The sequence below is a fragment of the Mycobacterium sp. IS-1264 genome, from assembly GCF_001954195.1.
Taxonomy (GTDB): Bacteria; Actinomycetota; Actinomycetes; order Mycobacteriales; family Mycobacteriaceae; genus Mycobacterium.
Genome location: NZ_MBES01000052.1, coordinates 198,323 through 224,064 on the forward strand (window position 1 = coordinate 198,323; position 25,742 = coordinate 224,064).

The window sequence follows — 25,742 nt, forward strand, 5'->3', positions numbered from 1 at the left end:
TATCGCCAGCTGATCTAGGGTAGTGCGTCAGGTGCACAAGGCGAGTTGGAGGAAGAGACGTGGCGGATCGGGACCCCGAGACCATCAAGCGGGACATCGACGTCGCCCGCGACCAGCTGGCGTCCACCGTCGACTCCCTCGCCGAGCGCGCGAATCCTCGTCGCCTGGCCGACGACCTCAAGGCCAAGGTGATCGGGTTCGTGACGAAGCCCGCGGTGGCCGTCTCGCTGGTGGGAATCGGCTCGGTGGTGGTCGTCGTGGTGGTCCGCAGGATCCGGAACCGCTGACGCGACGCCCTCGGAACCCGAGGGGTTTGATTGGGTGCGCCGTCAGGGTTTCGAACCCCGGACCCGCTGATTAAGAGTCAGCTGCTCTACCAACTGAGCTAACGGCGCCTTGGACGGCCAAGACCGCGTAGGCGACAATAACAGGCGTCCTGCCGCGGAGCGAAATCTCGACCCTTCCAGGGTAGCTGAGACAGCACATCAGAAAAGCGTCCCGCAATACGGTGCTCGTTCGGTACTGAACGCGGCATCCAGCTCGCGTAGGGCACCCCGGCGCACCTCGGTGATGCGGTTCGCCCGGACAAGCTCGGAGGCGCGGTGTGCGCCCATGTAGAGCGTCCCCAAGTCACCCAGGCTGAGTTCCACGTCCGCAGGCCCTTCGTGCGGCACGCACTTGCCCGCACCATCGCGGGTCTGCAGGAGGAATCGGCCCCCGGCCAGTTTGAGCGGATCCACCACTTCCAGCGCGACCTCGGCGTCGGCGAAGTACCCGCGGACACCGAGCGCTTCGGGCACATCGTTGATGCGTACCCAGAGAAAGTCGTTGACGCCCATGGTTCGAGCGGAACGCTGGTCACGCAGTTTGAGCGGCAGCGGGTCATCGACCGGCACGTCGATCTCGATGTCGTCGAACATCTCCAAAACCAACAACGTCTGCAACAGCTCGGTATGGGCTTCGTCGGTGATGGGGCAGAAGTCTTGCACGACAACGGTTCCCAGCGGCGGCCGAAACCCGTGCTGCGTCTCGGTGATGACGCGATACGTGAGGAAGCCGTCCGGATGAATCGTGCAATTCAGCGCGGATCGGTTGCCGCGCTGCGTTGATCGGTCTTCCAGATAGTCGGTCCACCACGCCTCGTTGCGCTCGACGGCCCCATCGGTTGCGGCGCACCACCGTTCGTAGATTTCGGGCAGATGTCGTCGCGCTTCGGCGGCGTTGACCTCGCGGCCCCGGTTACCAGTGGGCGCGTCCCGCAACTTCGCCGAGCGCCGGTCGATCGAGTAAGTGCGGCTGTAGGTGGCCACGCCGGCGCCGAAGTTGTCGTACATCGCGGTTTGGGTCGGCACCCCGCACACGATCGGATAGCCGCGCTCCAAAAGTTTGCCCAGCCCCTCTGCGCTGAGCTGCGCCCATATTCCCTTGCCCTGATGCGTTGACGCGACGGCGATCATCGACAGCCACGCGGCTCGCAGGCGGGCGCCACCGGGCACGGTGAGCCGCGAGCGGTAGATGATCGACGTCCCTACCAGGAATGGCCGCTGCGGATCGGAGAAATCCTCGGCGAGGAGAATGTCCTCCAATTCGACGCGACGTTTCCAGGCTTCGACGTCCCGCGCGCCCACCGGATCCCCGAAAGCGCGAGCCTGGTTCTCGTAGACCACCTGCCAGTCGTCTTCGGTTGGATGCCTGATCCTGATCGACTCGTCCGCCGTGTTCATCGCATATCCAATCCGCTTCTACCCCAGCCAAACCGATACCCGAGTGGCCGGGACTCAAACCTGGCCGCACTTCCGACGGGTCAGAACTGCCACGTTTGGGTATGGGATACGGCAATGCTGCAAGGAATCACTCGGCTCGATATCGCCGTTTTGCTTGCGCTGGGCTCCGCGCTGTGCATCGCGATCGGCGACGTGCTGCAGCAACGAGCGGCACACTGCGTCACCGACGGGGCGGTCGGCCACATCGAGTTGTTCGCCAACCTGTTGCGCAGCCGACGATGGTGGTGGGGCACATTGCTGCTCGCGGCAAGCGTCGTGCTGCAGGCGGCCGCGCTGGGTCAGGGATCGGTGCTACTGGTGCAGGCGCTGCTCGTGCTTTCGCTGCTGTTCGCGCTGCCGATCAATGCCAGGCTGTATCAGCGCACGGTGAGTGGGGGCGAGTGGATCTGGGCGGGCTTGCTCACTGCCGCGGTGATCGTGATCGTGGTCGTCGGCAATCCGCAGGCCGGTCGGTCGAGCGCCCCGCTGCACACCTGGGCGGTCGTGGCCGTGGTCCTCGGGCCGCTGCTGGTCGCGTGCGTCGTGGCCGGCCGCGTCTGGGGTGGCTCCGTGGCCGCGGTGCTGTTCGCCCTTGTCTCGGGTTCGTTGTGGGGGGTGTTTGCGGTGCTCGCGAGGGAAGTCGTCGCTCGGCTCGGCGATCGCGGGTGGGCGGTAACCCAAACGCCCGAGCTCTACGCCCTCCTGCTGGCGGCGGCCGGGGGTGTGGTGTGGAGCCAGGCGGCTTTCCGGGCCGGGCCCTTGACCGCCTCGATGCCGACCCTGCAGATGTCGCAGCCGGTCGTGGCGGCGGTGCTGGGCGTCGTGGTGCTAGACGAGACGCTGAAAGCGGGTGGCGCAGGGACGGTCGCCTTGGCGGCGGCGGCGCTGGTCATGACGGCGGCCATCGTCAAACTCGCGCGCGTCGAAGCCGTCTCGACCCGCGACGGGGCCCAAATGGAGAACTTGTCGCGATTGTGACGCCCGTCGCCGGTCAATGTCGGCATGGGGAGCGGCCAGAACCCATTAGAATGCATGCACCGATTCCGGTCAGCGGTGACCAAACTCAGCCGATCTCATTGGAAGGCAGCTCGATGACGCCTTTGCGCAGACGCCGATCGTGGCTGCTTGTGGCCATGATCATGTTTGCTGTCATCGGTGTCGCCTGCAGCAGCAGCCACACGGCCGCGCCCACGAAGGTCATCTTCGACAAGGGCACGCCGTTCGCCGATCTGCTGGTGCCCAAGCTCACGTCGTCGGTGTCCGACGGCGCCGTCGGCGTCACCGTGGACGCGCCGGTGACGGTCAGCGTTGCCGACGGGGTGCTCGCGTCGGTCAGCATGGTCAACGAGAACGGCAAGACGATAAACGGGCAACTCAGCCCCGACGGCCTGCGCTGGTCGACCACCGAGCCGCTCGGCTACAACCGCCGCTACACGCTGACTGCGAAGGCGCTCGGGCTCGGTGGTGCGGCGGCGAATCGCCAGATGAGCTTCGCGACCAGTTCGCCCGCGCACCTGACCATGCCCTACGCCGCTCCCGCCGACGGCGAGGTGGTGGGCATCGGCGAGCCGGTGGCAATCCGCTTCGACGAGAACATCGCGAATCGCGCCGCCGCCCAGAAGGCCGTCACGATCACGACCAACCCGCCCGTCGAGGGCGCGTTCTACTGGTTGAACAACCGCGAAGTGCGTTGGCGCCCAGAGCATTACTGGAAACCGGGAACCACCGTTGATGTGGCGGTGAACACCTACGGTGTCGACCTGGGTGACGGGATGTTCGGTGAAGACAACGTCAAGACGCACTTCACCATCGGCGACGAGGTGATCTCGACCGCGGACGACAACACCAAGATGGTGACCGTGCGGGTCAACGGTGAAGTCGTCAAGACAATGCCGACGTCGATGGGTAAGAACAGCACCCCGACGGCCAACGGCGTCTACATCGTCGGTGGGCGGTTCAAACACATCATCATGGATTCCTCGACCTATGGGGTTCCGGTCAACTCGCCCAACGGGTATCGCACAGACGTCGATTGGGCCACGCAGATTTCCTACAGCGGCGTCTTCGTACACTCCGCGCCGTGGTCGGTCGGCGCCCAGGGCCACACCAACACGAGCCACGGGTGCCTGAACGTGAGCCCGAGCAACGCCGAGTGGTTCTACGACCACAGCAAGAGCGGCGACATCGTCGAGATCGTCAACACCGTGGGGCCAACGCTGCCGGGGACCGAGGGGCTGGGTGACTGGAACGTTCCGTGGCCGGTGTGGAAGGCCGGCAACGCCAACACCTGAGTATGTCGGGGCGCGGGCGCTCCGACAGTGGGGTGGCTGACGGGACTCGAACCCGCGACACCCAGGATCACAACCTGGTGCTCTACCAGCTGAACTACAGCCACCATGGCCGCGCCTAGACGCGCAGCGACTGTCGATACTAGCCGGTCGGTGGCTCGGCGGCCGAATCGATTGGCCCGGCCGCTTGCCCTCCGCCGCCGAGATCGGCGACCACCGCCTCGATTTCGCTGGTAGACGGGCCCGGCTGCGGCACGAATGCGGTCTGCCGGTAGAACTTCAATTCCCGGATGGATTCGTGGATGTCGGCCAGCGCGCGGTGGGACAGCCCCTTGACCGGCTGGCCGTAGTAAATGCGGGGGTACCAGCGCCGGCACAGTTCCTTGATCGAGCTGACGTCGATCATCCGATAGTGCAGAAACGAGTCCAGCGCGGGCATGTCGCGCGCGATGAACGACCGGTCGGTGGCGATCGAGTTGCCTGCAAGCGGCGCGGTCTTGGGCTGCTTGACGTGGTTGCCGATGTAGTCCATAACCATTGCCTCGGCGCTCGCGAGGTCAATGGTCGACGCCCTCACTTCGTCGATAAGTCCCGAGCGCGAGTGCATTTCGGCGACCACGTCGATCATCGAAGTCAGCGCGGAGTCGTCGGCGTGGATCACCACGTCGACGCCGTCGCCAAGAATGTTCAGGTCGGCGTCGGTGACCAGGGCCGCGATCTCGATCAACTTGTCCGAACCCAGGTTCAGCCCGGTCATCTCGCAGTCGATCCACACCAATTCGTCGCGCACAGCGCTCAGCGTAGGCGCACGTCGGACCCCGTCGGGCCCTGCCCCCGCTTGCCGACGGGCAGTAGGGTGGGCGGTGCTTAACCAACGACCGAGGGGCGCGACACGATGAGCACCGAGTCGGCGGCGACACCCGCGCAGCGGATCGCGAGCGGTTACGCCGTCAAAGGCCAAGCGCTGGAATTGGGCACGGTCGTCGTCGACGGCACGGCCGACCCGACCGCTCAGATTCGCATCCCGCTGGCCACCGTCAACAGGCACGGCCTGGTGGCCGGGGCGACCGGGACCGGCAAAACCAAGACGCTGCAACTGATCGCCGAGCAGCTCAGCGCCGCCGGCGTACCCGTGCTGATGGCCGACGTGAAGGGCGACCTATCGGGCCTGGCCCGGCCGGGGGAGGCAAACGACAGGACCGCGGCACGCGCCAAAGACACCGGCGACGACTGGGCGGCGACGGGATATCCGGTGGAGTTTCTGTCGCTCGGCACCGGCGGAGTGGGCGTGCCGGTGCGCGCGACGGTCGCTAGCTTCGGTCCGGTTTTGTTGTCAAAAGTGTTGGGGCTCAATGCTACTCAAGAGTCGACGCTCGGGTTGATCTTTCACTGGGCGAAGGACAGACGCCCGCTGGTCACCCTGGGCGATCTGCGAGGAGTCATCAGCCACCTAGCGAGCGACGAGGGCAAGGCCGATCTAAAAGATCTCGGTGGCGTGTCGTCGACGACGGCGGGTGTCATCCTGCGCGCCCTGGTGAATCTCGCCGGTGAGGGTGGCGACACGTTCTTCGGCGAGCCGAAGCTCGAGCCGCAGGACCTTTTGCGCGTCGACGACCAGGGCCGCGGCATCATCTCGTTACTGGAGTTCAGCGGTCAGACTTTGCGGCCGGTCATCTTCTCCACCTTCCTGATGTGGTTACTGGCCGACTTGTTCACCGTGCTGCCCGAGGTCGGTGACGTGGACAAGCCGAAGCTGGTGTTCTTTTTCGACGAGGCGCACCTGCTTTTCACCGATGCGTCCAAGGCGTTTCTCGAGCAGGTCGAGCAGACCGTCAAGCTGATTCGTTCCAAGGGCGTCGGGGTGTTCTTTTGCACGCAGCTGCCCACCGACCTGCCCAACGACGTTCTCTCCCAGCTGGGCGCCCGCGTCCAGCACGCCTTGCGGGCGTTCACGCCGGACGACCAGAAGGCGCTGTCCAAGACCGTGCGCACCTATCCGAAAACCGATGTGTACGACCTGGAGTCGGCGTTGACGTCGTTGGGAATCGGCGAGGCCGTCGTGACCGTGCTCTCCGAGAAGGGCGCACCCACGCCGGTCGCGTGGACCCGCATGCGAGTGCCGCGGTCGCTGATGGCCGCCATCGGCGCCGACGCGGTCGCCGCCGCGGCCAAATCCAGTCCGCTGCAGGCCAAATACGGCCAGACGGTTCAACAGCCGGAGCAGCCCCCGCCGCCCCCGCAGGCTCCGTCACCCCAGTCGGCTCCGCGTGGCCAGTACGATCAGCTGCCGTTACCGGAGCAGCTCGACGTGCCGCCGATGCCAGCGCCGTTCGAGCCCAAGGGCCCCGCGATGTGGGAGGAAATCCTGAAAAACCCGACGGTGAAAGGCTATGTCAACACCGGCATACGCGAGATCATCCGCAATCTTTTCGGCAGCGGACGGCGTCGGAAGTAACGACTACCCGCCGCCGAGCTTCTTGTAGAAGCTGCCCACGATCGGCGCGACAATGGCGCGGGGGCCATACCCGCTCGCCACCGACATTGCCTTCGACGTCAATCCCGGTACGACGCGCATCTTGTTGCGCGCCAACGCATCCAACGATACCTGGGCGGTGTGCTCGGTGGAGATCCACAAAAAGTCCGGCACCAGCCGCTCGACCAGCGTGGCCTCGGCGTCATCGGGAAGGTCGGTGCGCACCGGGCCCGGGGCCAGCAGGGTGACATGCACACCGGAACCGCGGAGTTCGCCGCGTATCGATTCGCTGAAGGTATTCACGAACGCCTTGGTGGCCGCGTAGGTCGCGTTGTAGGGGATCGGCGAATTGCCCGCCGCCGAACCGGAAATCAAGATGCCGCCGGCCTTACGCTCGATCATGCCGGGCAGCACCGCCAGCGTAAGGTCGTGCACCCCAAGGACATTGAGCTGCAGCTGCGCCTTCTCGCCGGCCGGGTCGAGGGCCGAGAGCGGGCCGAACGTCGCGGTGCCGGCGTTGGCGCACAGGATCGAGATCGGGCGGGCGGCCAGTTCGTCGCACAGCTTCGCGCGATCCGCCGGGTCGGCAAGGTCGGCCGGTCGCACTTCCACGGTGACGCGATACTTGTCGGCCAGCCGCGCGGCCAGCTCGGTCAGGATGTCCTCGCGCCGGGCCGTGACGATCAAACTGTGGCCGCGCGCGGCGAGCTCGGTGGCCAGCGCTTCGCCGATGTTTTGCGAAGCTCCGGTGACAACGGCGCGCGCGTCAGGGCTGGGCGCGGGTATTGGCATGCGCCAATCGTAGACAGCCCCCCAACACATAGAGTGCCGGGCATGAGTCAGCCGGATTCGGGTTCGGGCACCGTTGCGCGATCCCGAATCGTGGCGTGGGCGCTGTGGGATACCGGATCCACCGGGCTGAACGCGATCGTGACGACCTTCGTGTTCTCCGTCTATCTGACCAGCAGCGTGGGGGTCGGCTTGCCGGGCCCGACGACGCCGGCGAGTTGGTTGGGTCGCGCTGGGGCCGTCGCCGGGCTGACCGTCGCGGTGCTGGCGCCCGTCGTCGGCGTGTGGGTGGAAGCCCCGCACCGCCGGCGCGTGGTCCTGAGCGTGTTGACGGCCCTGGCGGTGACGCTGACCTGTTCGATGTTCTTCATCCGCGACAGCCCGGGCTACCTGTTTGCCGGGCTGGTGCTGTTGGGGGCGACGGCGGCGTGCGGTGACCTGGCCAGCGTTCCGTACAACGCGATGCTGCGTCAGCTCTCGACGCCGGCGACGGCGGGCCGCATCTCCGGACTCGGTTGGGCGGCAGGCTATCTCGGCAGCGTCGTGCTGCTGGCGGTGATCTATACGGGATTCATCGCCGGATCTGGCTCCGGCCCGGGCGCGGTGCGTGGGCTGCTACGGCTTCCCGTCGCCGACGGGCTCTACGTCCGGGTGGCGATGCTGGCGGCCGCGGCGTGGCTGGCGGTGCTGGCGCTGCCGTTGCTGCTCGCCGCGCACCGGCTGCCCGATTCGACGCAGGCGCCCCCGCCCGCCGGTCTGCTCGGTGGCTACCGCAAGCTGTGGCGGGAGGTTTCCGCGGAATGGCGGCGCGACCGCAACCTCGTCTACTTCCTCGGGGCCAGCGCCCTGTTCCGGGACGGACTGGCGGCGATCTTCGCCTTCGGCGCGGTGCTGGGGGTCAACGTGTATGGCATCTCGCAGGCCAACGTGCTGATCTTCGGCGTCGCGGCCAGCGTGGTGGCCGCGGTGGGCGCCGTCCTAGGTGGGTTCGTCGACCACCGCATCGGATCCAAACCGGTGATCCTCGGGTCGCTGGTGGCGATCGTCGCCATGGCGCTCACGTTGATGGTGCTGTCCGGGCCCGTGCCCTTCTGGATATGCGGACTACTGCTGTGCATGTTCATCGGGCCGTCGCAGTCGTCGGCGCGCGCCCTACTGCTCCAGATGGCTCACCACGGCAGAGAAGGCGTGGCGTTCGGCCTCTACACGATGACGGGACGGGCCGTCGCATTCCTGGCGCCGTGGCTGTTCTCGGTGTTCGTCGACGCGTTCGGCGCCGTCCGCGCCGGCCTCGGCGGCATCGCGCTGGTACTGATCGCCGGGCTGCTGGGCATGGCGCTGGTTCGAGTCCCGCCGCGGCAACACACAACGGTGAGTAAGGCCAGGTAAGTCTCAGTCGGTGGTGTGGACGAGTAGCACGTCGGTCTTCGCCCTGCGCAAGACGTTTCCGGGCACAGAGCCAAGCCATTTGTCGCTGCGCGTGGCTAGTCCCACGTTGCCAACCACCAACAGATCGGCCTTGACCTCCGCGGCGAGGCGGAACAGCGCGTGTACGGGATCACCCCGAATCGGTCGCGCCTCGATGTCCTTCGCGCCAGCCGCCCTGGCTCGGTCCTCGGCCTCCCGCAGGATCGCATAGATGGCGGCCATTCCGTGCACCTTGTAGTCCCCCTCGCTCCCGAGGGCGACTTCGGCGCGGCCATCAATCACCCGATCCGGCCGGGCTGGTCTTCCCCAGCCGCCCTTGTCTCCCTTGGTCAGATAAGACAAGTGGGCCATCGCGATGATCAATTTCGCATTGTTTGCCGCGGCGAACGCGGCTGCGTGGTCCACCGCATGAAACGATGTGTACGAGCCATCAGTGCCGACGACCAGGGTCTGATAGGCGCCCATATTCTCTCCCAGTCATGCGCGTTTACGTGGTGTCTGTAGCGCCCTCTTCCTTGGCGTAATGGATCATCCGCTCGCTCAGGCGGACGAGTGGGTCTTCGTGCCCGCTAGGCATGGTGTAGGCCAGCTGGCGCAGCTCGGTGGCGAATTCGCACAGATCCCGCTTTAGAGACGCATCATTCATAAGACGACTTCCCGCGTGTGGAATGTGTAATTGGAAATTCCCCGGCAAATGAAGCGCCCCTTGGGGTTCCTCCCGATCAGACCGTCGCCGGATGCGCTTACGTGCGCCGCATACCCGATCTGCCGGGGACGGCAAACCCGATTTTCACGATTCCCGATGTGAGTAACCCGCGCGGGCGCAACATGCTGTGCGCCACGCGGGGTTAGAACGGTCCTAGTGCTGCGCGGCGTCGCAGATGGTGATGCCCACTCCGACACGTTGGGTCACCTGGGCCCCGTCCACCGTGAGCGTGCAGGTGACATTGTGGCCGATGTTGATGATCGTCACGCTGGCCGGATGAGCCGGCGACCGTGACAGGCTGACCTGCTTGGTCCACGGCAGCGCCACATTGAACTCCGTCTGTATGACGTCGCCGGTGTCCCAGTAGGTGATGCTGATCGCCCGCCCGTCGCCGTTGACGTCGTAGACGACGCTTTGCATCCCGGCGGGTCCGGTCGTGTCGGTCGGCGTGGTGGAGACGGAGGGCGGCGGCAGCGGGTATCGCGACCGCGGCGAGGTCCGCGTGGTCGGGGTGGTGGTTTCCGGGCTCGACCCCGGCATGGCGGGCAGCGGCGGCACGGCGGTCTGCGTTTTGACCGCGCCGTTGGCGAGCACCAGGGCGATTACCAGTGCGACGACCAACAGCACCGCCACACCGGCGGCGATCAACAGCCACCGCGGCGACTTCGGGCCTTCCGGCGGCGGGGGACCGGTGCCCTCGGGGGGCAGCTCGCCCGGCGGAGGCTGGCCGTGCTGCCAGTACGCAGGCAACTGATCGGTCGGGTTGGTCTCGTTCAGGCTCTGCGTCCATTGCGGGCCATACCCACCGCCGTAGGTGGGCGCGTAGGGCGCTTGCCCGGCGTACGCCGGATCGACGGGCGGCGGATTCGGCGGGCCCTGCGGCCCGGGCGGTTCGTATCCCGGAAGAGGGGGACTGAACCGCTCCGTCGGGCGTGGATCGTTCATGTCCGCCTCATGGCATGCAGGGTACCTGGCGCGACGCTACGGGCTCCGCTCACTGGCCAGCAACGCGGCGACCGTCATCGCCCGCATCACCGCACGTGACCGCGCCACCCCCGTCCCTCGGGTGCGCGAACTTTCGCCAGCCTTCATGCTGTGCGGCGTCGAGTTCAACAAGCCGAAGACGGCGTGCGCCGTCAGCCGGGCATCGGCTTCGGCCCGCCCGGGGTTCAGCTCGCGCAGCACGCTCACCCACACCTCTACATACTGGCGCTGGGCTTTGCGCACTTGCTTCTCGGCGGCCTCGGGCAGGTGGGCCAGGTCGCGGTCCTGGATGCGGATCAGATCCGGTTCGCCCAGCGCGAAGTCGAGATGAAAGTCGATCAGGCCGTCCAGCGCCGAGGCGGCGTCGGGGCTGCGGGCCTTCACATCTCGGGCGCCGGCGAGCAGCCGGGCGCTGATCCCGACCAGCAACTCGACGAGCAGAGATTCCTTGTTGGGGAAGTGCCGATAGATGGCCGGGCCGCTGACGCCGGCGGCCGCGCCGATGTCCTCCAGGCGCACCGCGAGGAAACCGCGCTCGGCGAACAGCCGTTCGGCGGCGGCCAGCAGTTGCAGGCGCCGATCTGATTTCAACTGGCTGCGGCGATTTCGCGCGTCAGCGGTACTGGGCCGGCCGTTCGGAACGGACGTCGTCATGACGGGCCTCCGTCCACTCGGTTAATTGCGGCTAACATAGCACGAGTTATCGGTTATTAACTCAGATTGCGGCATGGTCGTCGGTGTGGGCGACGGTCTAGGTTGATAGCACGACCGAGCCGGAGGAACCGTGGCAGCAACCGGAGCCGCAGACCTGCTGTCCTACGAGCGCGGTCCGAGCGAGCCTCCGCTGCTCGAGACGACCATCGGCGCCAACCTCGCCGCCACGGCCGCTCGGCACGCCCACACTGACGCACTCGTCGACGTCCGGGCCGAACGTCGCTGGACTTACGCCGAATTCCTGGTGTCCGTGCGGCGTTTGGCCACGGGGTTGGTGCGGGCGGGGATCGGTGTGGGCGATCGCGTCGGCATCTGGGCGCCGAACCGGTGGGAGTGGGTGCTCGTCCAGTACGCGACCGCCGAGATCGGCGCGATACTGGTGACCATCAATCCCGCCTACCGCGCCAGCGAATTGGAGTATGCGCTAAGGCAATCCGAGATCGCGATGGTGATCGCCGCTAGGGGCTTCAAGACCGGCGACTACGCCGCGATGCTGGCCGACGTGGCGCCGCGTTGCCCCCGCCTTAGCGACGTGGTGTTGCTGGACAGCGACCGCTGGAACGAACTCGCCGAGACCGACGCCGACACGGACACGCTGAACGAGATCGCGGCGGGGCTGGACCGAAACGATCCGATCAACATCCAATACACTTCCGGCACAACGGGATACCCGAAGGCCGCCACACTGACCCACCGCAACATCCTCAACAACGGCTACCTGGTGGGTGAGCTGCTCGAGTACACCGCCGCGGATCGTATCTGCATCCCGACGCCCCTCTATCACTGCTTCGGCATGGTCATGGGCAATCTGGCGGCAACCAGTCATGGTGCGTGCATGGTGATTCCAGGGCCCGGCTTTGAACCGGCCGCCACCTTGTGGGCGGTACAAGCGGAGCGGTGCACCAGCCTCTACGGCGTGCCGACGATGTTCATCGCCGAGCTCGGCTTGCCGGAATTCGCCGACTACGAGCTGCGCAGCCTGCGCACCGGGATCATGGCGGGCTCGCCCTGCCCGGTCGAGGTGATGCGCGAGGTGATCGAGCACATGCACATGCCGGGCATCTCGATCTGCTACGGCATGACCGAAACATCGCCCGTCTCTTGCCAGACGCGCACCGGCGATTCGCTGGAACGGCGCGTCGGCACCGTCGGCCGGGTGGGCCCGCATCTGGAAGTCAAGGTGGTGGACCCCGCCAACGGTGCGACCGTGCCCCGCGGCGTCGCCGGCGAGTTCTGCACCCGGGGCTACTCGGTGATGGCCGGCTATTGGCGCGACCCCGAGCGGACCGCGGAGGTCATCGACGCCGACGGCTGGATGCACACCGGCGATCTGGCCGCCATGGACGCGGACGGCTACGTCCGGATCACGGGCCGGATCAAGGACATCGTCGTTCGCGGTGGGGAGAACATCTCGCCGCACGAGATCGAGGAATTCCTGCACACCCATCCCGACATCGTCGACTGCCACGTCATCGGGGTGCCGGATGAAAAGTACGGGGAGGAGCTCATGGCCGTGGTCATGCTGCGCGACGGCGCGCCGCGGCTCACCGTCGCGTGCCTGCGGGAGTTCTGCACCGGCCGAATCGCCGGGTTCAAGATCCCGCGGTATCTGTGGATCGTCGACGAGTTCCCGATGACGGTCACCGGCAAGGTCCGCAAAATCGAGCTGCGGCAGCGAGCCGTCGAGCACCTCCGCGACCAGGCCTGACCTCCCTGGACGCGACGGTGCCGGTAATGGTATTCTCACCCAGTTAATGAAAATTAACTGAAATCGGCTGGCGCGGCGAGGAGGCAATGCGGCAATGGACAAAGTGTTCGCGACCGCTGCCGAGGCAGTGGCGGACATCGCCGACGGGTCGTCGTTGGCGGTGGGAGGATTCGGGGTCTGCGGCATCCCCGAAGCGCTGATCGTTGCGCTGGTCGACAGCGGTGTCACCGATCTCGAGACGGTGTCGAACAATTGCGGCATCGACGGCGCCGGGCTCGGGTTGCTGTTGCAGCACAAGCGGATTCGCCGGACCACCGGGTCCTATGTGGGCGAAAACAAGGAGTTCGCCCGCCAATTCCTCTCCGGCGAGCTCGAAGTGGAACTCAACCCCCAGGGCACGCTCGCCGAGCGGCTGCGCGCGGGCGGCATGGGAATTCCGGCGTTCTACACGCCGGCCGGGGTCGGCACTCAAATAGCCGACGGCGGGTTGCCCTGGCGCTACGACGCCTCCGGGGAGGTGGCAGTGGTGTCGCCGGCCAAGGAGACCCGCGAGTTCGACGGCGTCACCTACGTTCTCGAGCGCTCGATCCGCACCGATTTCGCCCTGGTGCACGCCTGGAAGGGGGATCGCCACGGCAACCTGGTCTACCGCGAAGCGGCGGCCAACTTCAACGCCGACTGCGCGGCGGCCGGACGGATCACCATCGCCCAGGTCGAACACCTCGTCGAGCCCGGAGAGATCGACCCCGCCACGGTCCATACCCCGGGGGTGTTCGTGCAGCGGGTGGTGCACGTACCCAATCCCACCAAGCTGATCGAGAAAGAGACGGTGCGCGAATGACGTGGAGCAGAGACGACATGGCCGCCCGCATCGCCGCGGAGTTCGAAGACGGCCAATACGTCAACCTGGGCATCGGGATGCCCACCTTGATCCCCAACCACATTCCCGAGGGCGTGCACGTGATCCTGCACTCGGAGAACGGGATCCTGGGCGTCGGGCCATACCCCAAGCGCGAGCAGCTCGACCCCGACCTGATCAACGCCGGCAAGGAAACGGTCACCACGCTTCCCGGCGCGGCGTTCTTCTGCTCCTCAACGTCATTCGGGATCATCCGCGGCGGGCACCTCGACGTCGCGGTGCTGGGCGCCATGCAGGTCTCGGCCACCGGGGATCTGGCCAACTGGACGATCCCGGGAAAGATGATCAAGGGCATGGGCGGCGCGATGGACCTGGTGCACGGCGCCCGCAAGGTGATCGTGATGATGGAGCACGCCGCCAAGGACGGCAGCCCCAAGATCCTCGAGCGCTGCACGCTGCCGCTGACCGGGGTCGCCTGCGTGAATCGCATCGTCACCGAGCTCGCGGTCATCGACATCTGCGACGACGGACTGCACCTGATCGAGACCGCCCCCGACGTCTCGGTCGAGGAAGTCATCGCCAAGACCCAACCGCCCCTTACGATTCGAGCGGCCGCACAGTGACCTCCCTGACTGCTGCGCCGTCTTTCGCCGATGAGCACCGCAGGCTGGTCGCGGAGCTGAATTCGAAGCTTGCCGCCGCGGCCCTCGGGGGCAACGAACGTGCGCGGGAGCGTCACGTCAGCCGCGGCAAGCTGCTGCCCCGCGAACGGGTGGACCGACTGCTCGACCCGGGCAGCCCGTTTTTGGAGTTGTCCCCGCTGGCGGCGGGCGGCATGTACGACGACGAGTCGCCCGGCGCCGGGATCATCACCGGGATCGGCCGGGTGTCGGGTCGCGAGTGCGTGATCGTGGCCAACGACGCCACGGTCAAGGGCGGCACCTATTACCCGATCACGGTCAAAAAGCACCTGCGCGCACAGGAAGTCGCGCTGCAGAACCGGCTACCCTGCATGTATCTGGTCGACTCCGGCGGCGCCTTCCTGCCGCGCCAGGACGAGGTGTTTCCCGACCGGGAGCATTTCGGAAGGATCTTCTACAACCAGGCCACCATGAGCGCCAAGGAGATTCCGCAGGTGGCCGCGGTACTCGGCTCGTGCACGGCGGGCGGCGCCTACGTGCCGGCGATGAGCGACGAGGCCGTCATCGTCCGCGAACAGGGCACGATCTTTCTCGGCGGCCCACCCCTGGTCAAGGCGGCCACCGGCGAGATCGTCTCGGCCGAAGAGCTCGGCGGCGGTGACCTGCATTCACGGGTATCCGGGGTCACCGACCACCTCGCGGACGACGACGAACACGCGCTGCGGATCGTCCGCGCGATCGCGGCCACCTTCGCGCCGCGTCAGCCCAGCCAATGGGAGGTGCAACCCTCCGTCGAGCCCACGCATCCCCAGTCCGAGCTCTACGACGTCGTGCCGCCGGATCCGCGGGTGCCCTACGACGTGCACGAGGTCATCGTGCGGCTGGTCGACGGCAGCGAATTCAGCGAATTCAAGGCCAACTACGGCAAGACCCTGGTGACCGCCTTCGCGCGCATCCACGGCCATCCCGTCGGCATCGTCGCCAACAACGGCGTGCTATTCAGCGAATCCGCTTTGAAGGGCGCGCATTTCATCGAACTGTGCGACAAGCGCAAGATTCCGCTGCTGTTCCTGCAGAACATCGCCGGGTTCATGGTCGGCCGCGACTACGAGGCCGGGGGCATCGCCAAGCACGGCGCCAAAATGGTCACCGCTGTGGCGTGCGCACGGGTGCCCAAGCTGACCGTTGTGATCGGCGGATCCTATGGCGCGGGCAACTATTCGATGTGCGGCCGCGCCTACTCACCGCGCTTCCTGTGGATGTGGCCCAACGCGCGGATCTCGGTGATGGGCGGCGAGCAGGCCGCGTCCGTGCTGGCCACCGTGCGCGGCGAACAACTCGCCGCGGCGGGCAAACCGTGGTCACCCGACGACGAGGAAGGATTCAAGGCACCGATCCGCGAGCAGTACGAGGACCAGGGCAACCCGTACTACTCCACCGCTCGCCTCTGGGACGACGGGATCATCGATCCGGCCGACACCAGAACATTTGTCGGGCTTGCCCTTTCGGTGTGCGCGCATGCGCCGCTGGAACCGGTCTCCTACGGCGTCTTCCGGATGTGACGATGTTCGAGACCGTGTTGGTGGCCAACCGTGGCGAGATCGCGGTGCGGGTGATCCGCACCCTGCGCCGGCTCGGCATCCGGTCGGTCGCCGTCTACAGCGATCCCGACGCCGCCGCACGGCACGTGCTGGAGGCCGACGAGGCGGTGCGGCTGGGGCCCGCCGCCGCGCGCGAGAGCTACCTCGACATCTCCCGTGTGCTGGACGCGGCGGCGCGCACCGGATCGCAGGCGATCCACCCGGGCTACGGGTTCCTTTCCGAGAACGCCGATTTCGCGGCGGCGTGCGAACGCGCCGGGGTGGTGTTCCTGGGTCCGCCGGCGCGTGCGATCCAGGTGATGGGCGACAAGATCACCGCCAAGAATGCGGTCGCGGCCTTCGACGTTCCCGTGGTGCCCGGGGTGGCCCGGCCGGGCCTGACCGACGACGAACTCATCGCGGCGGCCGACGAGGTCGGCTATCCGGTGTTGATCAAGCCGTCGGCCGGCGGCGGCGGCAAGGGCATGAGATTGGTCGACGACCCGGCCCGGCTGCGCGAGGCGCTGCAGAGCGCGCGCCGGGAGGCCGCCTCCTCGTTCGGCGACGACACGTTGTTCCTGGAACGATTCGTGTTGCGGCCCAGGCACATCGAGGTGCAGGTGCTCGCCGATGCGCACGGCAACGTGATCCACCTCGGCGAGCGCGAGTGCAGCCTGCAGCGGCGTCACCAGAAGGTCATCGAGGAAGCGCCCTCGCCCTTGCTTGATCCCGAGACCCGGGCGCGGATCGGCGCGGCGGCCTGCAACACCGCGCGCAGCGTGGATTACGTCGGCGCGGGCACGGTGGAGTTCATCGTGTCCGCGGACCGGCCGGACGAATTCTTCTTCATGGAGATGAATACCCGTCTGCAGGTTGAACATCCGGTCACCGAGGAGGTCACCGGGCTGGATCTGGTCGAATGGCAGTTGCGGGTCGCGGCCGGCGAGAAGCTGGCGTTCGCGCAGGACGACATCGAGCTGCGCGGACACGCGATCGAGGCCCGGGTGTACGCGGAAGATCCGGGACGCGGATTTCTGCCCACCGGCGGGCGGGTGTTGCAGGTCTTCGAACCCGCGGGCGCGGGGGTGCGGGTGGACTCGTCGTTGTTGGCGGGGACGATGGTGGGCAGCGATTACGACCCGATGCTGAGCAAGGTGATCGCCTTCGGCGCCGACCGCGACGAGGCCCTGGCACGGCTCGACCGGGCGCTGGCGCAGACCGCCGTCCTGGGCGTGCAAACCAACGTCGAGTTCCTTCGCTTTCTGCTCGCCGGCGAGCGGGTGCGCGCCGGCGACCTGGACACCGCGCTGCTAGACGAGCGGCTCGTCGACTTCGCGCCGCTGCCCGCCCCCGACGACGTGCTCGCCGCGGGCGGCCTGTTCCGGCAGTGGGCGTTGGCCCGTCGCGCCAACGGCGACCTGTGGGCGGCGCCGACGGGATGGCGCGTCGGCGGCAATGCCGCGCCGGTGCGCACCGCGATGCGCACCCCGCTGCGCACCGAGACGGTATCGGTTTGGGGGCCGCCCGAGGCCGCGACGGTCCAGGTCGGTGACGGTGAGAAGTCGTCCGCGAGTGTGCAAGTCGAGCGATCGCGGCTGAGCGTGACGCTGGATGGCCTGCGCCGCGATTACCGGTGGGCCGAGGCCGACCGGCACCTGTGGATCGCCGACGAGCGCGGAACGTGGCACCTGCGGGAGGCCGAGGAGCAAAAGATCCATCGTGCGGCCGGCGCGCTACAGGCGGAGATTGTCAGCCCGATGCCGGGCAATGTGATCGCCGTTCAGGTGGATTCCGGTGCCGAGGTCTCCGAAGGCGACGTCGTCGTGGTCGTCGAGGCGATGAAGATGGAGCATTCGCTGAGCGCGCCGGTTTCGGGACGAGCCGAGGTGCTGGTTTCGGTGGGCGACCAGGTGTCAGTGGACCAGATTTTGGCCCGGCTGATTCCGGACGAAGAGAGTAAGGACGAGGCATGACCACAATCACCGCGGGGACTTTGCCCAAGGAATACGAGGATCTCCGCGACACCGTTGCCGACTTCGCGCGCACCGTCGTTGCGCCGGTGTCGGCCAAACACGATGAGGAACACAGCTTCCCGTACGAGGTCGTCGCGAAGATGGGCGAAATGGGGTTGTTCGGGCTGCCGTTCCCGGAGGAATACGGCGGCATGGGCGGCGACTACTTCGCCCTGGCACTGGCCCTCGAGGAGCTCGGCAAGGTCGACCAATCCGTGGCGATCACGCTGGAAGCCGGGGTAGGTCTCGGCGCGATGCCGATCTACCGGTTCGGCACCGAGGAGCAGAAGCAAAAATGGCTGCCGGACCTGACGGCCGGGCGGGCGCTAGCCGCTTTCGGGCTCACCGAGCCGGGCGCGGGGAGCGACGCCGGCGGCACGCGCACCACAGCCCGGCTCGAGAACGGGGAGTGGGTGATCAACGGCAGCAAGCAATTCATCACCAACTCGGGCACCGACATCACCTCGCTGGTCACCGTCACCGCCGTCACCGGAACCATCGCCGAGAACAAAAAAGAAATTTCGACGATCATCGTGCCCAACGGCACACCGGGATTCACCGTCGAGCCGGTCTACAACAAGGTCGGCTGGAACGCGTCGGACACCCATGGGCTGACGTTCGCCGACGCGCGCGTCCCGGAGGAGAACCTGCTGGGCGCCCGCGGGACCGGCTACGCCAACTTCCTGTCCATCCTGGACGAGGGGCGGATCGCGATCGCCGCGCTGGCCACCGGGGCCGCGCAGGGCTGCGTGGACGAGAGCGTCAAGTACGCCAAGGAACGCCAGTCGTTCGGCCAACCGATCGGCTCCTACCAGGCGATCAGCTTCAAGATTGCGCGGATGGAAGCCCGGGCACATGTCGCGCGCACAGCATACTACGAGGCGGCTGCAAAGATGTTGGCGGGCAAGCCATTCAAGAAGGAGGCCGCGATCGCGAAGATGATCTCCTCGGAGGCGGCCATGGACAACGCGCGCGACGCCACCCAGATTCACGGCGGCTACGGTTTCATGAACGAGTATCCGGTGGCGCGTCACTACCGCGACAGCAAGGTGCTCGAAATCGGGGAGGGCACCACCGAGGTGCAGCTGATGCTCATCGCGCGATCCCTGGGGCTTTCATGACGGAAAAGTCGATTGTCCAGCGGGGCTTGTGGTTCGAGGAATTCGAGATCGGCACGACATACCTGCATCGGCCCGGCCGCACCGTCACCGAGGCCGACAACGTGTTGTTCACCACGCTGACCATGAACACCCAATCCCTGCATCTCGACGCGGCCTGGGCGGCCGAGCAGCCCGGCTTTCGCGGTGAGCGCCTGGTGAACTCGATGTTCACCCTCTCGACGCTGGTCGGGCTGTCGGTTGCGCAGCTGACGCTGGGCACCATCGTGGCCAACCTCGGCTTCTCCGAGGTGTCGTTCCCTAAGCCCGTCTTCCACGGCGACACCCTCTACGCCGAGACCGTGTGCACCGGCAAGCGCGAATCGAAGAGCCGGCCCCGCGAAGGCATCGTCACCCTCGAGCACACCGGGCGCAACCAGGACGGCGATGTCGTCGCGCGAGCGGTGCGCACCACGCTCGTACAGAAACGGCCCGCCGAGGAGATGCAATGAACCTGCGCGCCGCCGGCCCGGCGTGGCTGTTCTGCCCGGCCGACCGGCCCGAGCGTTTCGCGAAGGCCGCGGCCGCCGCCGACGTGGTGATCCTCGACCTCGAGGACGGCGTCGCCGAGGGCGACAAGCCCGCGGCCCGCAAGGCCCTGCGCGAGACCCCGCTGGACCCCGAGCGCACCGTGGTGCGCATCAACGCCGCGGGCACCGACGAGCATGCCCGCGATCTCGATGCCCTGGCCGGGACCGCTTACACGGCCGTGATGCTGTCCAAGACCGAATCGGCCGCGCAGGTGACCGCGCTCGCGCCGCGTGAGGTCGTCGCTCTCGTGGAAACTCCGCGAGGCGCGGTGTTCGCCGCCGAAATCGCCGCGGCCGAGGGCACCGTGGCGATGATGTGGGGGGCCGAGGACCTCGTCGCCACGCTGGGCGGCAGCTCCAGCCGTCGGCCCGACGGCACCTATCGGGACGTCGCCCGCCAGGTTCGGTCGACGATCCTGCTCGCGGCGTCCGCGTTCGGCCGGATCGCGCTCGACGCCGTGCATTTGGACATCGGCGACATCGAAGGCCTGCGGGCCGAGGCGGACGATGCCGTCGCGGTGGGCTTCGGAGGAACCGTCTGCATCCATCCGACCCAGATCCCGGTGGTGCGGGAGGCGTATCGCCCCAGCGAGGAGAAGCTGGACTGGGCGCGAAGGGTTTTGGCGGCCGCGCGAACCGAGCGCGGGGTGTTCGCGTTCGAAGGCCAGATGGTCGACTCGCCGGTGCTCAAGCACGCGGAAATGATGCTGCGGCGAGCCGGCGAGCTCGCCTGAGAATTCACACGCACCTAACTTCGCCGATTCGCCCTAGCCGCAGCGCAGCCCATCCGATCACTCGAATGCGATGACACCGCGGATGTTTTTGCCCGCGCGAAGGTCTTTCATGGCTTCGTTGATGTCGTCGAGCTTGTACTTCTGAGTGACCAGCTCATCGAGTTTGATAAGCCCTGCCTCGTACATAGACAGCAGCTTCGGCACGGCCTCCCGCGGATTCATCTCGCCGTAGAGCACGCCTTTGAAGGTCTTGCAGGAATTGACCATATCGCCGAGGATCATCGGCACCATCATGTCGGTGACTTTCGCCATTCCGGTCAGCACACAGGTTCCGCCCTTGCGCAACAACATCATCGCCATCAACACCATGTCCACGGGTACGACGCCGGGAGTGAGAACGACCCGGTCGGCCATGACACCCCACGTGATCTCCTTGACCAGTTCCAGTGCGGCGGCGGTGTCAACCGCGGTGTGCGTGGCGCCGAACGTCGGTGCGGCGTCACGTTTGAATTCGCTTGGGTCCACCGCGATAATGTGCTTTGCACCTGCGACCTTCGCACCCTGCACGGCATTCATACCGATTCCGCCGACACCGACGACCACGACGGTGTCGCCCGGTTCGGTGCCTGCTGCGACCGAGCCGGAACCGAATCCCGTTGTCACACCGCATGACACTAGGGAGGCGGCCTCCAGGGGGATCCAGTCATGGACTTTGACCAATGAGCGCTCGGACGCCACCACGTACTCGGAGAAAGTGCCGACCTGCATCATCGCCATGAGGTCCTCGTCTCCGAGGTGGCGACGCGTTGTGCCGTCGGTGGTCATCGCCTTGCTGTAGATGTCGGCGCCCACATCGCACAAGTAGCTATGGCCAGTAGCGCACCATCTGCAGTTGCCGCACGCGGGCAGGAACGAGACGGCCACGTGGTCGCCGGGTTTGAGCGTCTTCACATCGGGTCCGACCGCTTCGACGACGCCGGAACCCTCGTGGCCGCCAAGCATGGGGAACCATTCGGGCACCGGACGACCGGCCGCGCGCATCATCTCTTCCATCTCTGCGGTCGGCACGCTGTCGCCGGTGTAGAAGTGCTCGTCGGAATGACAGATTCCTGCGTAGGCCATCTTGACCAGAACTTCGCCTGCGTGCGGGGGATCGAGTTCCACTTCGGTGACTTCCCAGTCCATACCGACACCGTGCAACACCGCTGCTTTGGACTTCATCGTGTCCCTTTCGCTCGGGGCCGGGTCAGGAGGCCTGCCGGCCGACGGTCTGTGTGTCGGTGAAGATTTCGAGGCCCGTCATGCCGCACTACCGGCCGCCACCGGACCGCTTCTCATGGCCCCCGGAAAGATGCTTGGGGACCCGATGACGGATTCGCGATTCGTCATTCACCATTGCCGGAGTTCCTTCACCGCGTCGGAGGCACGCGGGGCCAGGGTCAGGGAGGGAATGAAACTGCTATTGCCGCACCGGATGACGGCGTTGACGACTTCGGTCAGATGCTCGGCGTCAACTAGACCGCCCTGCATGTATTTGTTCTCCATCCAGAACTTGATGGCTGACTCGAGAACGTCGGGATCCCAGCTCTTGTTGAACTCGGTCTGCGCGTCGCCGGTGCCGCCGAGGCTGTCGCCCACGGCCAGACGGGTGAAGCCGATCTCCGGATGTTCGATACGCCAGGCCTCGACGAGTTTGTCCAGCGCGCCCTTGGTAACCGCGTATGCTCCGAGCAGCGGCCACGGAGTCGTGTAGGACGCGCTCAGCGACGAGAGGTACACGGCCGAGCCGGCCGCCGCGGCCAGGTGTGGCGCGGCGGCAGCGGTGATGAGCGACGCGCCGGTGACGTTGGTGGCGAACAACTGCGCCCATTGTTCTGGGGTCACTTCACGCAATGGTGCGAGCACGCCCATGCCGGTCGTGTACACCAGGGCGTCGAGGCCACCGAGCGCGCCAACCACCTCGGAGATCGCCTGCTGGCAATTGCCGGTTACGGTGACGTCGCAGGCGACGGCCACCGCACCGTTGCCGGCTTCCTTGGCGGCGTCGACCAACCTGTCGTATCGACGCGCCAGCAGGGCGACGTGCGCACCCCGCTGGGCAAGCCCGGCGCCGAGGCATCGGCCGAGGCCAGACGAGGCGCCGACGACCGCGACGCGCAATTGCCTTTCTACCTTGTCAGACATCGAGTTTGGCGCCGACGGAGCCGAGGGTCGCGCCGGCGGTGCGTTTGGGAGGATCCACCAACTGGTCGTCGACGCTCACCAGGATCATGTCTTCAGGCTGCATGGGTCTCCTCGCACTGAGTTGAGAGTGAGGTTATCAGAAAGTTAGAGCACCTATTCCGCTGTACGGAAATCATTATTTCCAGAAACGGTGATGATGGTCGTTAAGCACTGCACCAGGATCACCGCCGCAGGACTTTTTGGGGCTCGACGGCAAATGAGAGCAGGAGACGGTCGAGGATTTTGGCGGCCCGCCGGCGCGCCCTGCTGGGGTTTGCGGCATGCGCCACCAGAAGCGAGGCCTCCTCGAGCGCGGCGACGATCATATGCGTGAGCTCCCCGACGGGCTGGTCGTCGATGATTCCTTCAGCAATCGCCTCGCGGACCACGTCGTTGATGAGGGCGATGCTGTTGCCCTCCTGGATTTTGCGCAGGGTTTGCCAGCCCAGTACCACCGGTCCGTCGATTAGTATCACCCGCTGCACTGCGGGCTCCTGTGCCGCTTCGAGGAATCCGTGCAGACCCCTCGTGAGCCGCTCCCAGGGGTCTGCCCCCGGCGGGGGAGCAGCGATGGACCGAAGCGTGAGGTCGTTCTCGACGTCTTCGAACACGGCCCTGAACAGCTCGGCCTTGTCCTTGAAGTGGTGGTAGAACGCGCCCCGAGTCCCGACGCCCGACTTGGTCACGATGTCGCTGATGCTCGTGTTGAAGAATCCGTATTCCACGAAGAGTTCGCGACCCGCGTCGATGAGGTCCAGACGAGTCCGCTCCCCTCGGGCCCTCCGCTCGTCGTCCGCCCCACCGCGCTTCGCCATGCCGGCGATCGTATCAACATTCAGATTGAATGTTGAGTGGGCCAGGCTGGTTCTTTTCCTCAGAGCACGGCGAGATCCGTGGTCGGTGGGACAACCTTCATCCGGTATGTTGCCGCTATGGCAGACGACGAGGTTCGCGCATACGGTTCGGTCGCTCCGTTGAAAGTTGGCTTGCTCAACGATTATCCGACCACTGGCGACACCGACAACGACAGCATCGATGCGCTACGGCTGGTGATGGATGAAGCCGTATCCTCCGGGCTCATCGACCGGCCGATCGAACTCGTCACCCGCAACGTGGTCGGCCTGCCCAACGGAACCTACCTCGCGGTCGAGCGGGCCTTCGACGAGCTCGTGGCGGAGGGGTGTCTCGCGATCTACGGGCCGTGGGTGTCGGACAACGTGGTGCCCCTGCGTTCGCACGTCGAGGCCACCGCGCGGGTTCCGATCCTCACCCTCTCAGGTTCGGAGGGTGCGCTCGGCGAGTGGTGCTTCGCGCTGAACAACGGGTCGATGGCCGAGGAGCCGGTGATGCTGGCCGCGGTGATGATCGGCGACGGCCGGTCGCGGATCGCGATTGCCTACGAGTCATCGCTGATCGGCAAGGAGTACCTCGCCTTCGCTCAGAAAGCCTACGACGCAGCCGGTTTGAATGTCGTTGCGACCGTGGCGATTCCGCAGGTGGAGGCCGACAAGACTGAAGCGGTGGCAGCGCTGCGCGCGTCGGATCCCGACGCGCTGGTGCACGTCGGGTTCGGGCACGGTCTGTGGGGCTTTACGGATGCGCTTCTGGCTAGGGGCTGGGATCCGCCGCGGTACACGACGACGGCCTTCGAAATGGCCCACATCAACGCGGAGTGGATGCGGCACCTGTCCGGCTGGATCGGTCTGGACAGCTACGACGAGCGCAATACCGTCGGGCAGGCGTTCCTCGACCGGTTCGAGGCCCGATATGGACGCCGGCCCCGACATTCGATGCCGGGCTTGTCGCACGACGCGGCCACCGTGATCGTGCGCGCTATCGCCGCGGCGCGCCCGCTCACCGGAGAGGGTGTGAAGAACGGGATGGAGCAGGTGAAGCTCGTCCCGTCGGCCAGCGGCGCCCCGGGGACGTTCTTGCGGTTCGGCCGGTTCATCCGGCAGGGCTGGATGGGTTCGGACTATCTCGTGGCCCGACGGGTGCTGGCTGACGGCACTGCACACGTGTTCCATGCGGCGCCCAGCGACCATATCGCACGCGCGGTCGCACTCGGCTCACGCTAGTTGGATCGCACCGAACACCGGCGCGGTCACGATGCCGGGCGGTTGGGCAAGCACGTAGGGGATGGCGCGAACCGCGCTCATCGCGATCATCAGGTGACCCGGGATGGCGTGCTGGCCCGCCGGCGCCGAAGCATCGGATCCGACGTCGAGCTGCAATTCGAAGTTCGGCTGGCCTTTGATGACCGCGCGGATGAGCGGCGCCTTCTCGCCGGGCGCCAGCGGTGCCATATTCCACTGGGGAAGGTCGCGGGTGAGCACCCACTCCTCGTGGATGGCCAGCAGCGGGCGCCCCGACCAGTGGCCGGTCCACGAGAATCGCTGCCCGACAACCGTTCCCGCCTCGATCGTGCCCGCGAGGACCTCGATGTCGTGGGGCAGCGTGGTCGCGTCGACCGTCACGTCGATGTGCGACAGGGTGATCCCCAGGACGTCGGCTGTGGCGTTGAGCGCCTGGCGGTAGGCCATGTCGAGCTTCTTGATGATCGGGGAATCGACGGTGACGTCTTCGGGTGGCCTGCCCATGCCCATGAGGTCGACGAGCATCGGCCGGCTGTCGACGGCAGAAACGTCGGTGGCTTCATAGAGGTCGATCCGGTCGATGGTCTTGCTCAGCCCCGTGACTGTGGCGACCAGGCGCTCGAACATGAAACCGGGGTTCTCGCCCGCGGCGTGAAACCGTGACCCGCCCCGTCGGCAGGCGGCGAGGAACGCCGACTCGGTTTCCGCGCCGTAGGTGGGCAAATGGTTGTACGACGTCGTGGTGATGACGGTGCTGCCCGCCTCGAGCAGGCGGCAGATGTCCTCGGCGTTCGTTTCGATCGCGTGGGCCTTGCTGGCCGCGTGCACGACGACATCGGCGCCCAGGCCGATGATCTCGTCCTTGTCCGACGTGGCGATCACCCCGGTCGTCGGCGGCAGCCCGCACAGAGCACCGGCGTCGAGGCCAGCCTTCTCCGGGTCGTAGACCAGCACGCCGACCAGTTGATAATGAGGATTCTCGATGAGCTCCTGCAGCGCCGCGCGACCAACCGCGCCCGTCGCCCATTGAGCGACTCGAATAGCCAATCGAATTCTC

25 protein-coding genes and 2 tRNA genes are annotated in these 25,742 nt (G+C 66.5%); 14 read left to right on the forward strand and 13 right to left on the reverse strand.

What is annotated here, in order from left to right:
* The first annotated feature begins 59 nt into the window (after positions 1-59).
* Complete coding sequence (locus A5744_RS09880; protein ID WP_076060487.1) at positions 60-287, forward strand: DUF3618 domain-containing protein; 228 nt, start codon at positions 60-62, stop codon at positions 285-287.
* Positions 288-322: 35 nt separating this feature from the next.
* On the opposite strand, the gene A5744_RS09885 is transcribed toward A5744_RS09880, so the two are convergent.
* Positions 323-395 (reverse strand) — tRNA-Lys (locus A5744_RS09885).
* Between the two features lie 90 nt (positions 396-485).
* Positions 486-1,724, reverse strand: a complete 1,239-nt coding sequence (locus tag A5744_RS09890) for a GNAT family N-acetyltransferase (RefSeq protein WP_076060489.1) — start codon at positions 1,722-1,724, stop codon at positions 486-488.
* 126 nt (positions 1,725-1,850) lie between these two features.
* On the opposite strand from A5744_RS09890, the gene A5744_RS09895 reads away from it, so the two are divergent.
* Together A5744_RS09895 and A5744_RS09900 are read left to right on the forward strand one after the other, a co-directional pair.
* Positions 1,851-2,741 carry a DMT family transporter gene (locus tag A5744_RS09895; protein ID WP_076060675.1) on the forward strand — a complete coding sequence of 297 codons (891 nt, stop codon included), beginning with the start codon at positions 1,851-1,853 and terminating at the stop codon, positions 2,739-2,741.
* Between the two features lie 113 nt (positions 2,742-2,854).
* A complete protein-coding gene (locus A5744_RS09900) occupies positions 2,855-4,054 on the forward strand; it encodes an Ig-like domain-containing protein (RefSeq protein WP_076060677.1) in 1,200 nt (399 codons plus the stop codon).
* A gap of 28 nt (positions 4,055-4,082) precedes the next feature.
* Here the strand turns inward: A5744_RS09900 and A5744_RS09905 are convergent.
* Together A5744_RS09905 and orn are read right to left on the reverse strand one after the other, a co-directional pair.
* A tRNA-His gene (locus tag A5744_RS09905) sits at positions 4,083-4,158 on the reverse strand.
* Positions 4,159-4,193: 35 nt separating this feature from the next.
* Positions 4,194-4,841, reverse strand: coding sequence for an oligoribonuclease (gene orn, locus A5744_RS09910; RefSeq protein WP_076060490.1), 648 nt, complete (start codon positions 4,839-4,841; stop codon positions 4,194-4,196).
* A 105-nt stretch (positions 4,842-4,946) separates the two neighbouring features.
* On the opposite strand from orn, the gene A5744_RS09915 reads away from it, so the two are divergent.
* The gene (locus A5744_RS09915; protein ID WP_076060492.1) at positions 4,947-6,506 is read left to right on the forward strand and encodes a helicase HerA-like domain-containing protein; all 1,560 of its coding nucleotides are present in this window, start codon (positions 4,947-4,949) and stop codon (positions 6,504-6,506) included.
* A gap of 3 nt (positions 6,507-6,509) precedes the next feature.
* Here A5744_RS09915 and cmrA read toward each other — a convergent pair whose 3' ends face one another.
* On the reverse strand, positions 6,510-7,316 hold the full coding sequence (cmrA, locus tag A5744_RS09920; RefSeq protein WP_076060494.1) for a mycolate reductase: 807 nt from the start codon (positions 7,314-7,316) through the stop codon (positions 6,510-6,512).
* Positions 7,317-7,358: 42 nt separating this feature from the next.
* Here cmrA and A5744_RS09925 point away from each other — a divergent pair, with 42 nt between their 5' ends.
* The gene (locus A5744_RS09925; protein ID WP_076060496.1) at positions 7,359-8,702 is read left to right on the forward strand and encodes an MFS transporter; all 1,344 of its coding nucleotides are present in this window, start codon (positions 7,359-7,361) and stop codon (positions 8,700-8,702) included.
* A 3-nt stretch (positions 8,703-8,705) separates the two neighbouring features.
* Here the strand turns inward: A5744_RS09925 and A5744_RS09930 are convergent, their stop codons facing one another.
* The 4 genes from A5744_RS09930 to A5744_RS09940 all read right to left on the reverse strand — a co-directional run bounded on the left by A5744_RS09930 (position 8,706) and on the right by A5744_RS09940 (position 11,085).
* Positions 8,706-9,206: a universal stress protein gene (locus A5744_RS09930; RefSeq protein ID WP_076060497.1), complete on the reverse strand. Its 501-nt coding sequence runs from the start codon at positions 9,204-9,206 to the stop codon at positions 8,706-8,708.
* A 22-nt stretch (positions 9,207-9,228) separates the two neighbouring features.
* Entirely contained in the window at positions 9,229-9,387 is a 159-nt protein-coding gene (locus A5744_RS24635; protein WP_170874457.1) for a hypothetical protein, read from the reverse strand.
* Positions 9,388-9,600: 213 nt separating this feature from the next.
* Positions 9,601-10,392, reverse strand: coding sequence for an MmpS family transport accessory protein (locus tag A5744_RS09935; RefSeq protein ID WP_076060499.1), 792 nt, complete (start codon positions 10,390-10,392; stop codon positions 9,601-9,603).
* A gap of 36 nt (positions 10,393-10,428) precedes the next feature.
* A complete protein-coding gene (locus A5744_RS09940) occupies positions 10,429-11,085 on the reverse strand; it encodes a TetR/AcrR family transcriptional regulator (RefSeq protein WP_076060501.1) in 657 nt (218 codons plus the stop codon).
* Positions 11,086-11,215: 130 nt separating this feature from the next.
* Between A5744_RS09940 and A5744_RS09945 the strand changes: the two genes are divergently transcribed.
* From A5744_RS09945 to A5744_RS09980, 8 genes are all read left to right on the forward strand, one after another.
* Entirely contained in the window at positions 11,216-12,853 is a 1,638-nt protein-coding gene (locus tag A5744_RS09945; protein WP_076060503.1) for an AMP-binding protein, read from the forward strand.
* A 94-nt stretch (positions 12,854-12,947) separates the two neighbouring features.
* Positions 12,948-13,694, forward strand: coding sequence for a CoA transferase subunit A (locus A5744_RS09950; protein ID WP_076060505.1), 747 nt, complete (start codon positions 12,948-12,950; stop codon positions 13,692-13,694).
* Entirely contained in the window at positions 13,691-14,335 is a 645-nt protein-coding gene (locus A5744_RS09955; RefSeq protein ID WP_076060507.1) for a CoA transferase subunit B, read from the forward strand. Before A5744_RS09950 ends, A5744_RS09955 begins: the two co-directional genes overlap by 4 nt.
* Positions 14,332-15,915, forward strand: coding sequence for a carboxyl transferase domain-containing protein (locus A5744_RS09960; protein ID WP_076060509.1), 1,584 nt, complete (start codon positions 14,332-14,334; stop codon positions 15,913-15,915). Before A5744_RS09955 ends, A5744_RS09960 begins: the two co-directional genes overlap by 4 nt.
* Positions 15,916-15,917: 2 nt before the next feature.
* Positions 15,918-17,906 carry an acetyl/propionyl/methylcrotonyl-CoA carboxylase subunit alpha gene (locus A5744_RS09965; RefSeq protein WP_076060511.1) on the forward strand — a complete coding sequence of 663 codons (1,989 nt, stop codon included), beginning with the start codon at positions 15,918-15,920 and terminating at the stop codon, positions 17,904-17,906.
* Positions 17,903-19,066 carry an acyl-CoA dehydrogenase family protein gene (locus A5744_RS09970; RefSeq protein WP_076060512.1) on the forward strand — a complete coding sequence of 388 codons (1,164 nt, stop codon included), beginning with the start codon at positions 17,903-17,905 and terminating at the stop codon, positions 19,064-19,066. Before A5744_RS09965 ends, A5744_RS09970 begins: the two co-directional genes overlap by 4 nt.
* Positions 19,063-19,554 carry a MaoC family dehydratase gene (locus A5744_RS09975; protein ID WP_076060514.1) on the forward strand — a complete coding sequence of 164 codons (492 nt, stop codon included), beginning with the start codon at positions 19,063-19,065 and terminating at the stop codon, positions 19,552-19,554. The genes A5744_RS09970 and A5744_RS09975 overlap by 4 nt, the downstream gene beginning before the upstream one ends.
* The gene (locus A5744_RS09980; protein ID WP_076060516.1) at positions 19,551-20,366 is read left to right on the forward strand and encodes a CoA ester lyase; all 816 of its coding nucleotides are present in this window, start codon (positions 19,551-19,553) and stop codon (positions 20,364-20,366) included. The genes A5744_RS09975 and A5744_RS09980 overlap by 4 nt, the downstream gene beginning before the upstream one ends.
* Positions 20,367-20,423: 57 nt before the next feature.
* Here the strand turns inward: A5744_RS09980 and A5744_RS09985 are convergent, their stop codons facing one another.
* From A5744_RS09985 to A5744_RS09995, 3 genes are all read right to left on the reverse strand, one after another.
* Positions 20,424-21,587: an NDMA-dependent alcohol dehydrogenase gene (locus A5744_RS09985; RefSeq protein ID WP_076060518.1), complete on the reverse strand. Its 1,164-nt coding sequence runs from the start codon at positions 21,585-21,587 to the stop codon at positions 20,424-20,426.
* Positions 21,588-21,755: 168 nt separating this feature from the next.
* Entirely contained in the window at positions 21,756-22,550 is a 795-nt protein-coding gene (locus tag A5744_RS09990) for an SDR family oxidoreductase (RefSeq protein WP_076060519.1), read from the reverse strand.
* Between the two features lie 221 nt (positions 22,551-22,771).
* Positions 22,772-23,404, reverse strand: coding sequence for a TetR/AcrR family transcriptional regulator (locus A5744_RS09995; RefSeq protein WP_076060521.1), 633 nt, complete (start codon positions 23,402-23,404; stop codon positions 22,772-22,774).
* A gap of 117 nt (positions 23,405-23,521) precedes the next feature.
* Between A5744_RS09995 and A5744_RS10000 the strand changes: the two genes are divergently transcribed.
* On the forward strand, positions 23,522-24,667 hold the full coding sequence (locus tag A5744_RS10000; protein WP_076060523.1) for an ABC transporter substrate-binding protein: 1,146 nt from the start codon (positions 23,522-23,524) through the stop codon (positions 24,665-24,667).
* Here A5744_RS10000 and A5744_RS10005 read toward each other — a convergent pair.
* Complete coding sequence (locus tag A5744_RS10005; protein ID WP_076060524.1) at positions 24,659-25,732, reverse strand: dihydrodipicolinate synthase; 1,074 nt, start codon at positions 25,730-25,732, stop codon at positions 24,659-24,661. The two genes, A5744_RS10000 and A5744_RS10005, sit on opposite strands and share 9 nt — an antisense overlap.
* Between the last annotated feature and the right edge of the window lie 10 nt (positions 25,733-25,742).

Coding starts and splice junctions, on each gene's coding strand:
- A5744_RS09995 (WP_076060521.1), bottom strand. CDS start 23,404: ATGGCGAAGCGCGGTGGGGCGGACGACGAGCGGAGGGCCCGAGGGGAG.
- cmrA (WP_076060494.1), bottom strand. CDS start 7,316: ATGCCAATACCCGCGCCCAGCCCTGACGCGCGCGCCGTTGTCACCGGA.
- A5744_RS09975 (WP_076060514.1), top strand. CDS start 19,063: ATGACGGAAAAGTCGATTGTCCAGCGGGGCTTGTGGTTCGAGGAATTC.
- A5744_RS09955 (WP_076060507.1), top strand. CDS start 13,691: ATGACGTGGAGCAGAGACGACATGGCCGCCCGCATCGCCGCGGAGTTC.
- A5744_RS09980 (WP_076060516.1), top strand. CDS start 19,551: ATGAACCTGCGCGCCGCCGGCCCGGCGTGGCTGTTCTGCCCGGCCGAC.
- A5744_RS09985 (WP_076060518.1), bottom strand. CDS start 21,587: ATGAAGTCCAAAGCAGCGGTGTTGCACGGTGTCGGTATGGACTGGGAA.
- A5744_RS09950 (WP_076060505.1), top strand. CDS start 12,948: ATGGACAAAGTGTTCGCGACCGCTGCCGAGGCAGTGGCGGACATCGCC.
- A5744_RS09990 (WP_076060519.1), bottom strand. CDS start 22,550: ATGTCTGACAAGGTAGAAAGGCAATTGCGCGTCGCGGTCGTCGGCGCC.
- A5744_RS09970 (WP_076060512.1), top strand. CDS start 17,903: ATGACCACAATCACCGCGGGGACTTTGCCCAAGGAATACGAGGATCTC.
- A5744_RS10000 (WP_076060523.1), top strand. CDS start 23,522: ATGGCAGACGACGAGGTTCGCGCATACGGTTCGGTCGCTCCGTTGAAA.
- A5744_RS09890 (WP_076060489.1), bottom strand. CDS start 1,724: ATGAACACGGCGGACGAGTCGATCAGGATCAGGCATCCAACCGAAGAC.
- A5744_RS09965 (WP_076060511.1), top strand. CDS start 15,918: ATGTTCGAGACCGTGTTGGTGGCCAACCGTGGCGAGATCGCGGTGCGG.
- A5744_RS09940 (WP_076060501.1), bottom strand. CDS start 11,085: ATGACGACGTCCGTTCCGAACGGCCGGCCCAGTACCGCTGACGCGCGA.
- A5744_RS09930 (WP_076060497.1), bottom strand. CDS start 9,206: ATGGGCGCCTATCAGACCCTGGTCGTCGGCACTGATGGCTCGTACACA.
- A5744_RS09900 (WP_076060677.1), top strand. CDS start 2,855: ATGACGCCTTTGCGCAGACGCCGATCGTGGCTGCTTGTGGCCATGATC.
- A5744_RS09935 (WP_076060499.1), bottom strand. CDS start 10,392: ATGAACGATCCACGCCCGACGGAGCGGTTCAGTCCCCCTCTTCCGGGA.
- A5744_RS24635 (WP_170874457.1), bottom strand. CDS start 9,387: ATGAATGATGCGTCTCTAAAGCGGGATCTGTGCGAATTCGCCACCGAG.
- A5744_RS09925 (WP_076060496.1), top strand. CDS start 7,359: ATGAGTCAGCCGGATTCGGGTTCGGGCACCGTTGCGCGATCCCGAATC.
- A5744_RS09915 (WP_076060492.1), top strand. CDS start 4,947: ATGAGCACCGAGTCGGCGGCGACACCCGCGCAGCGGATCGCGAGCGGT.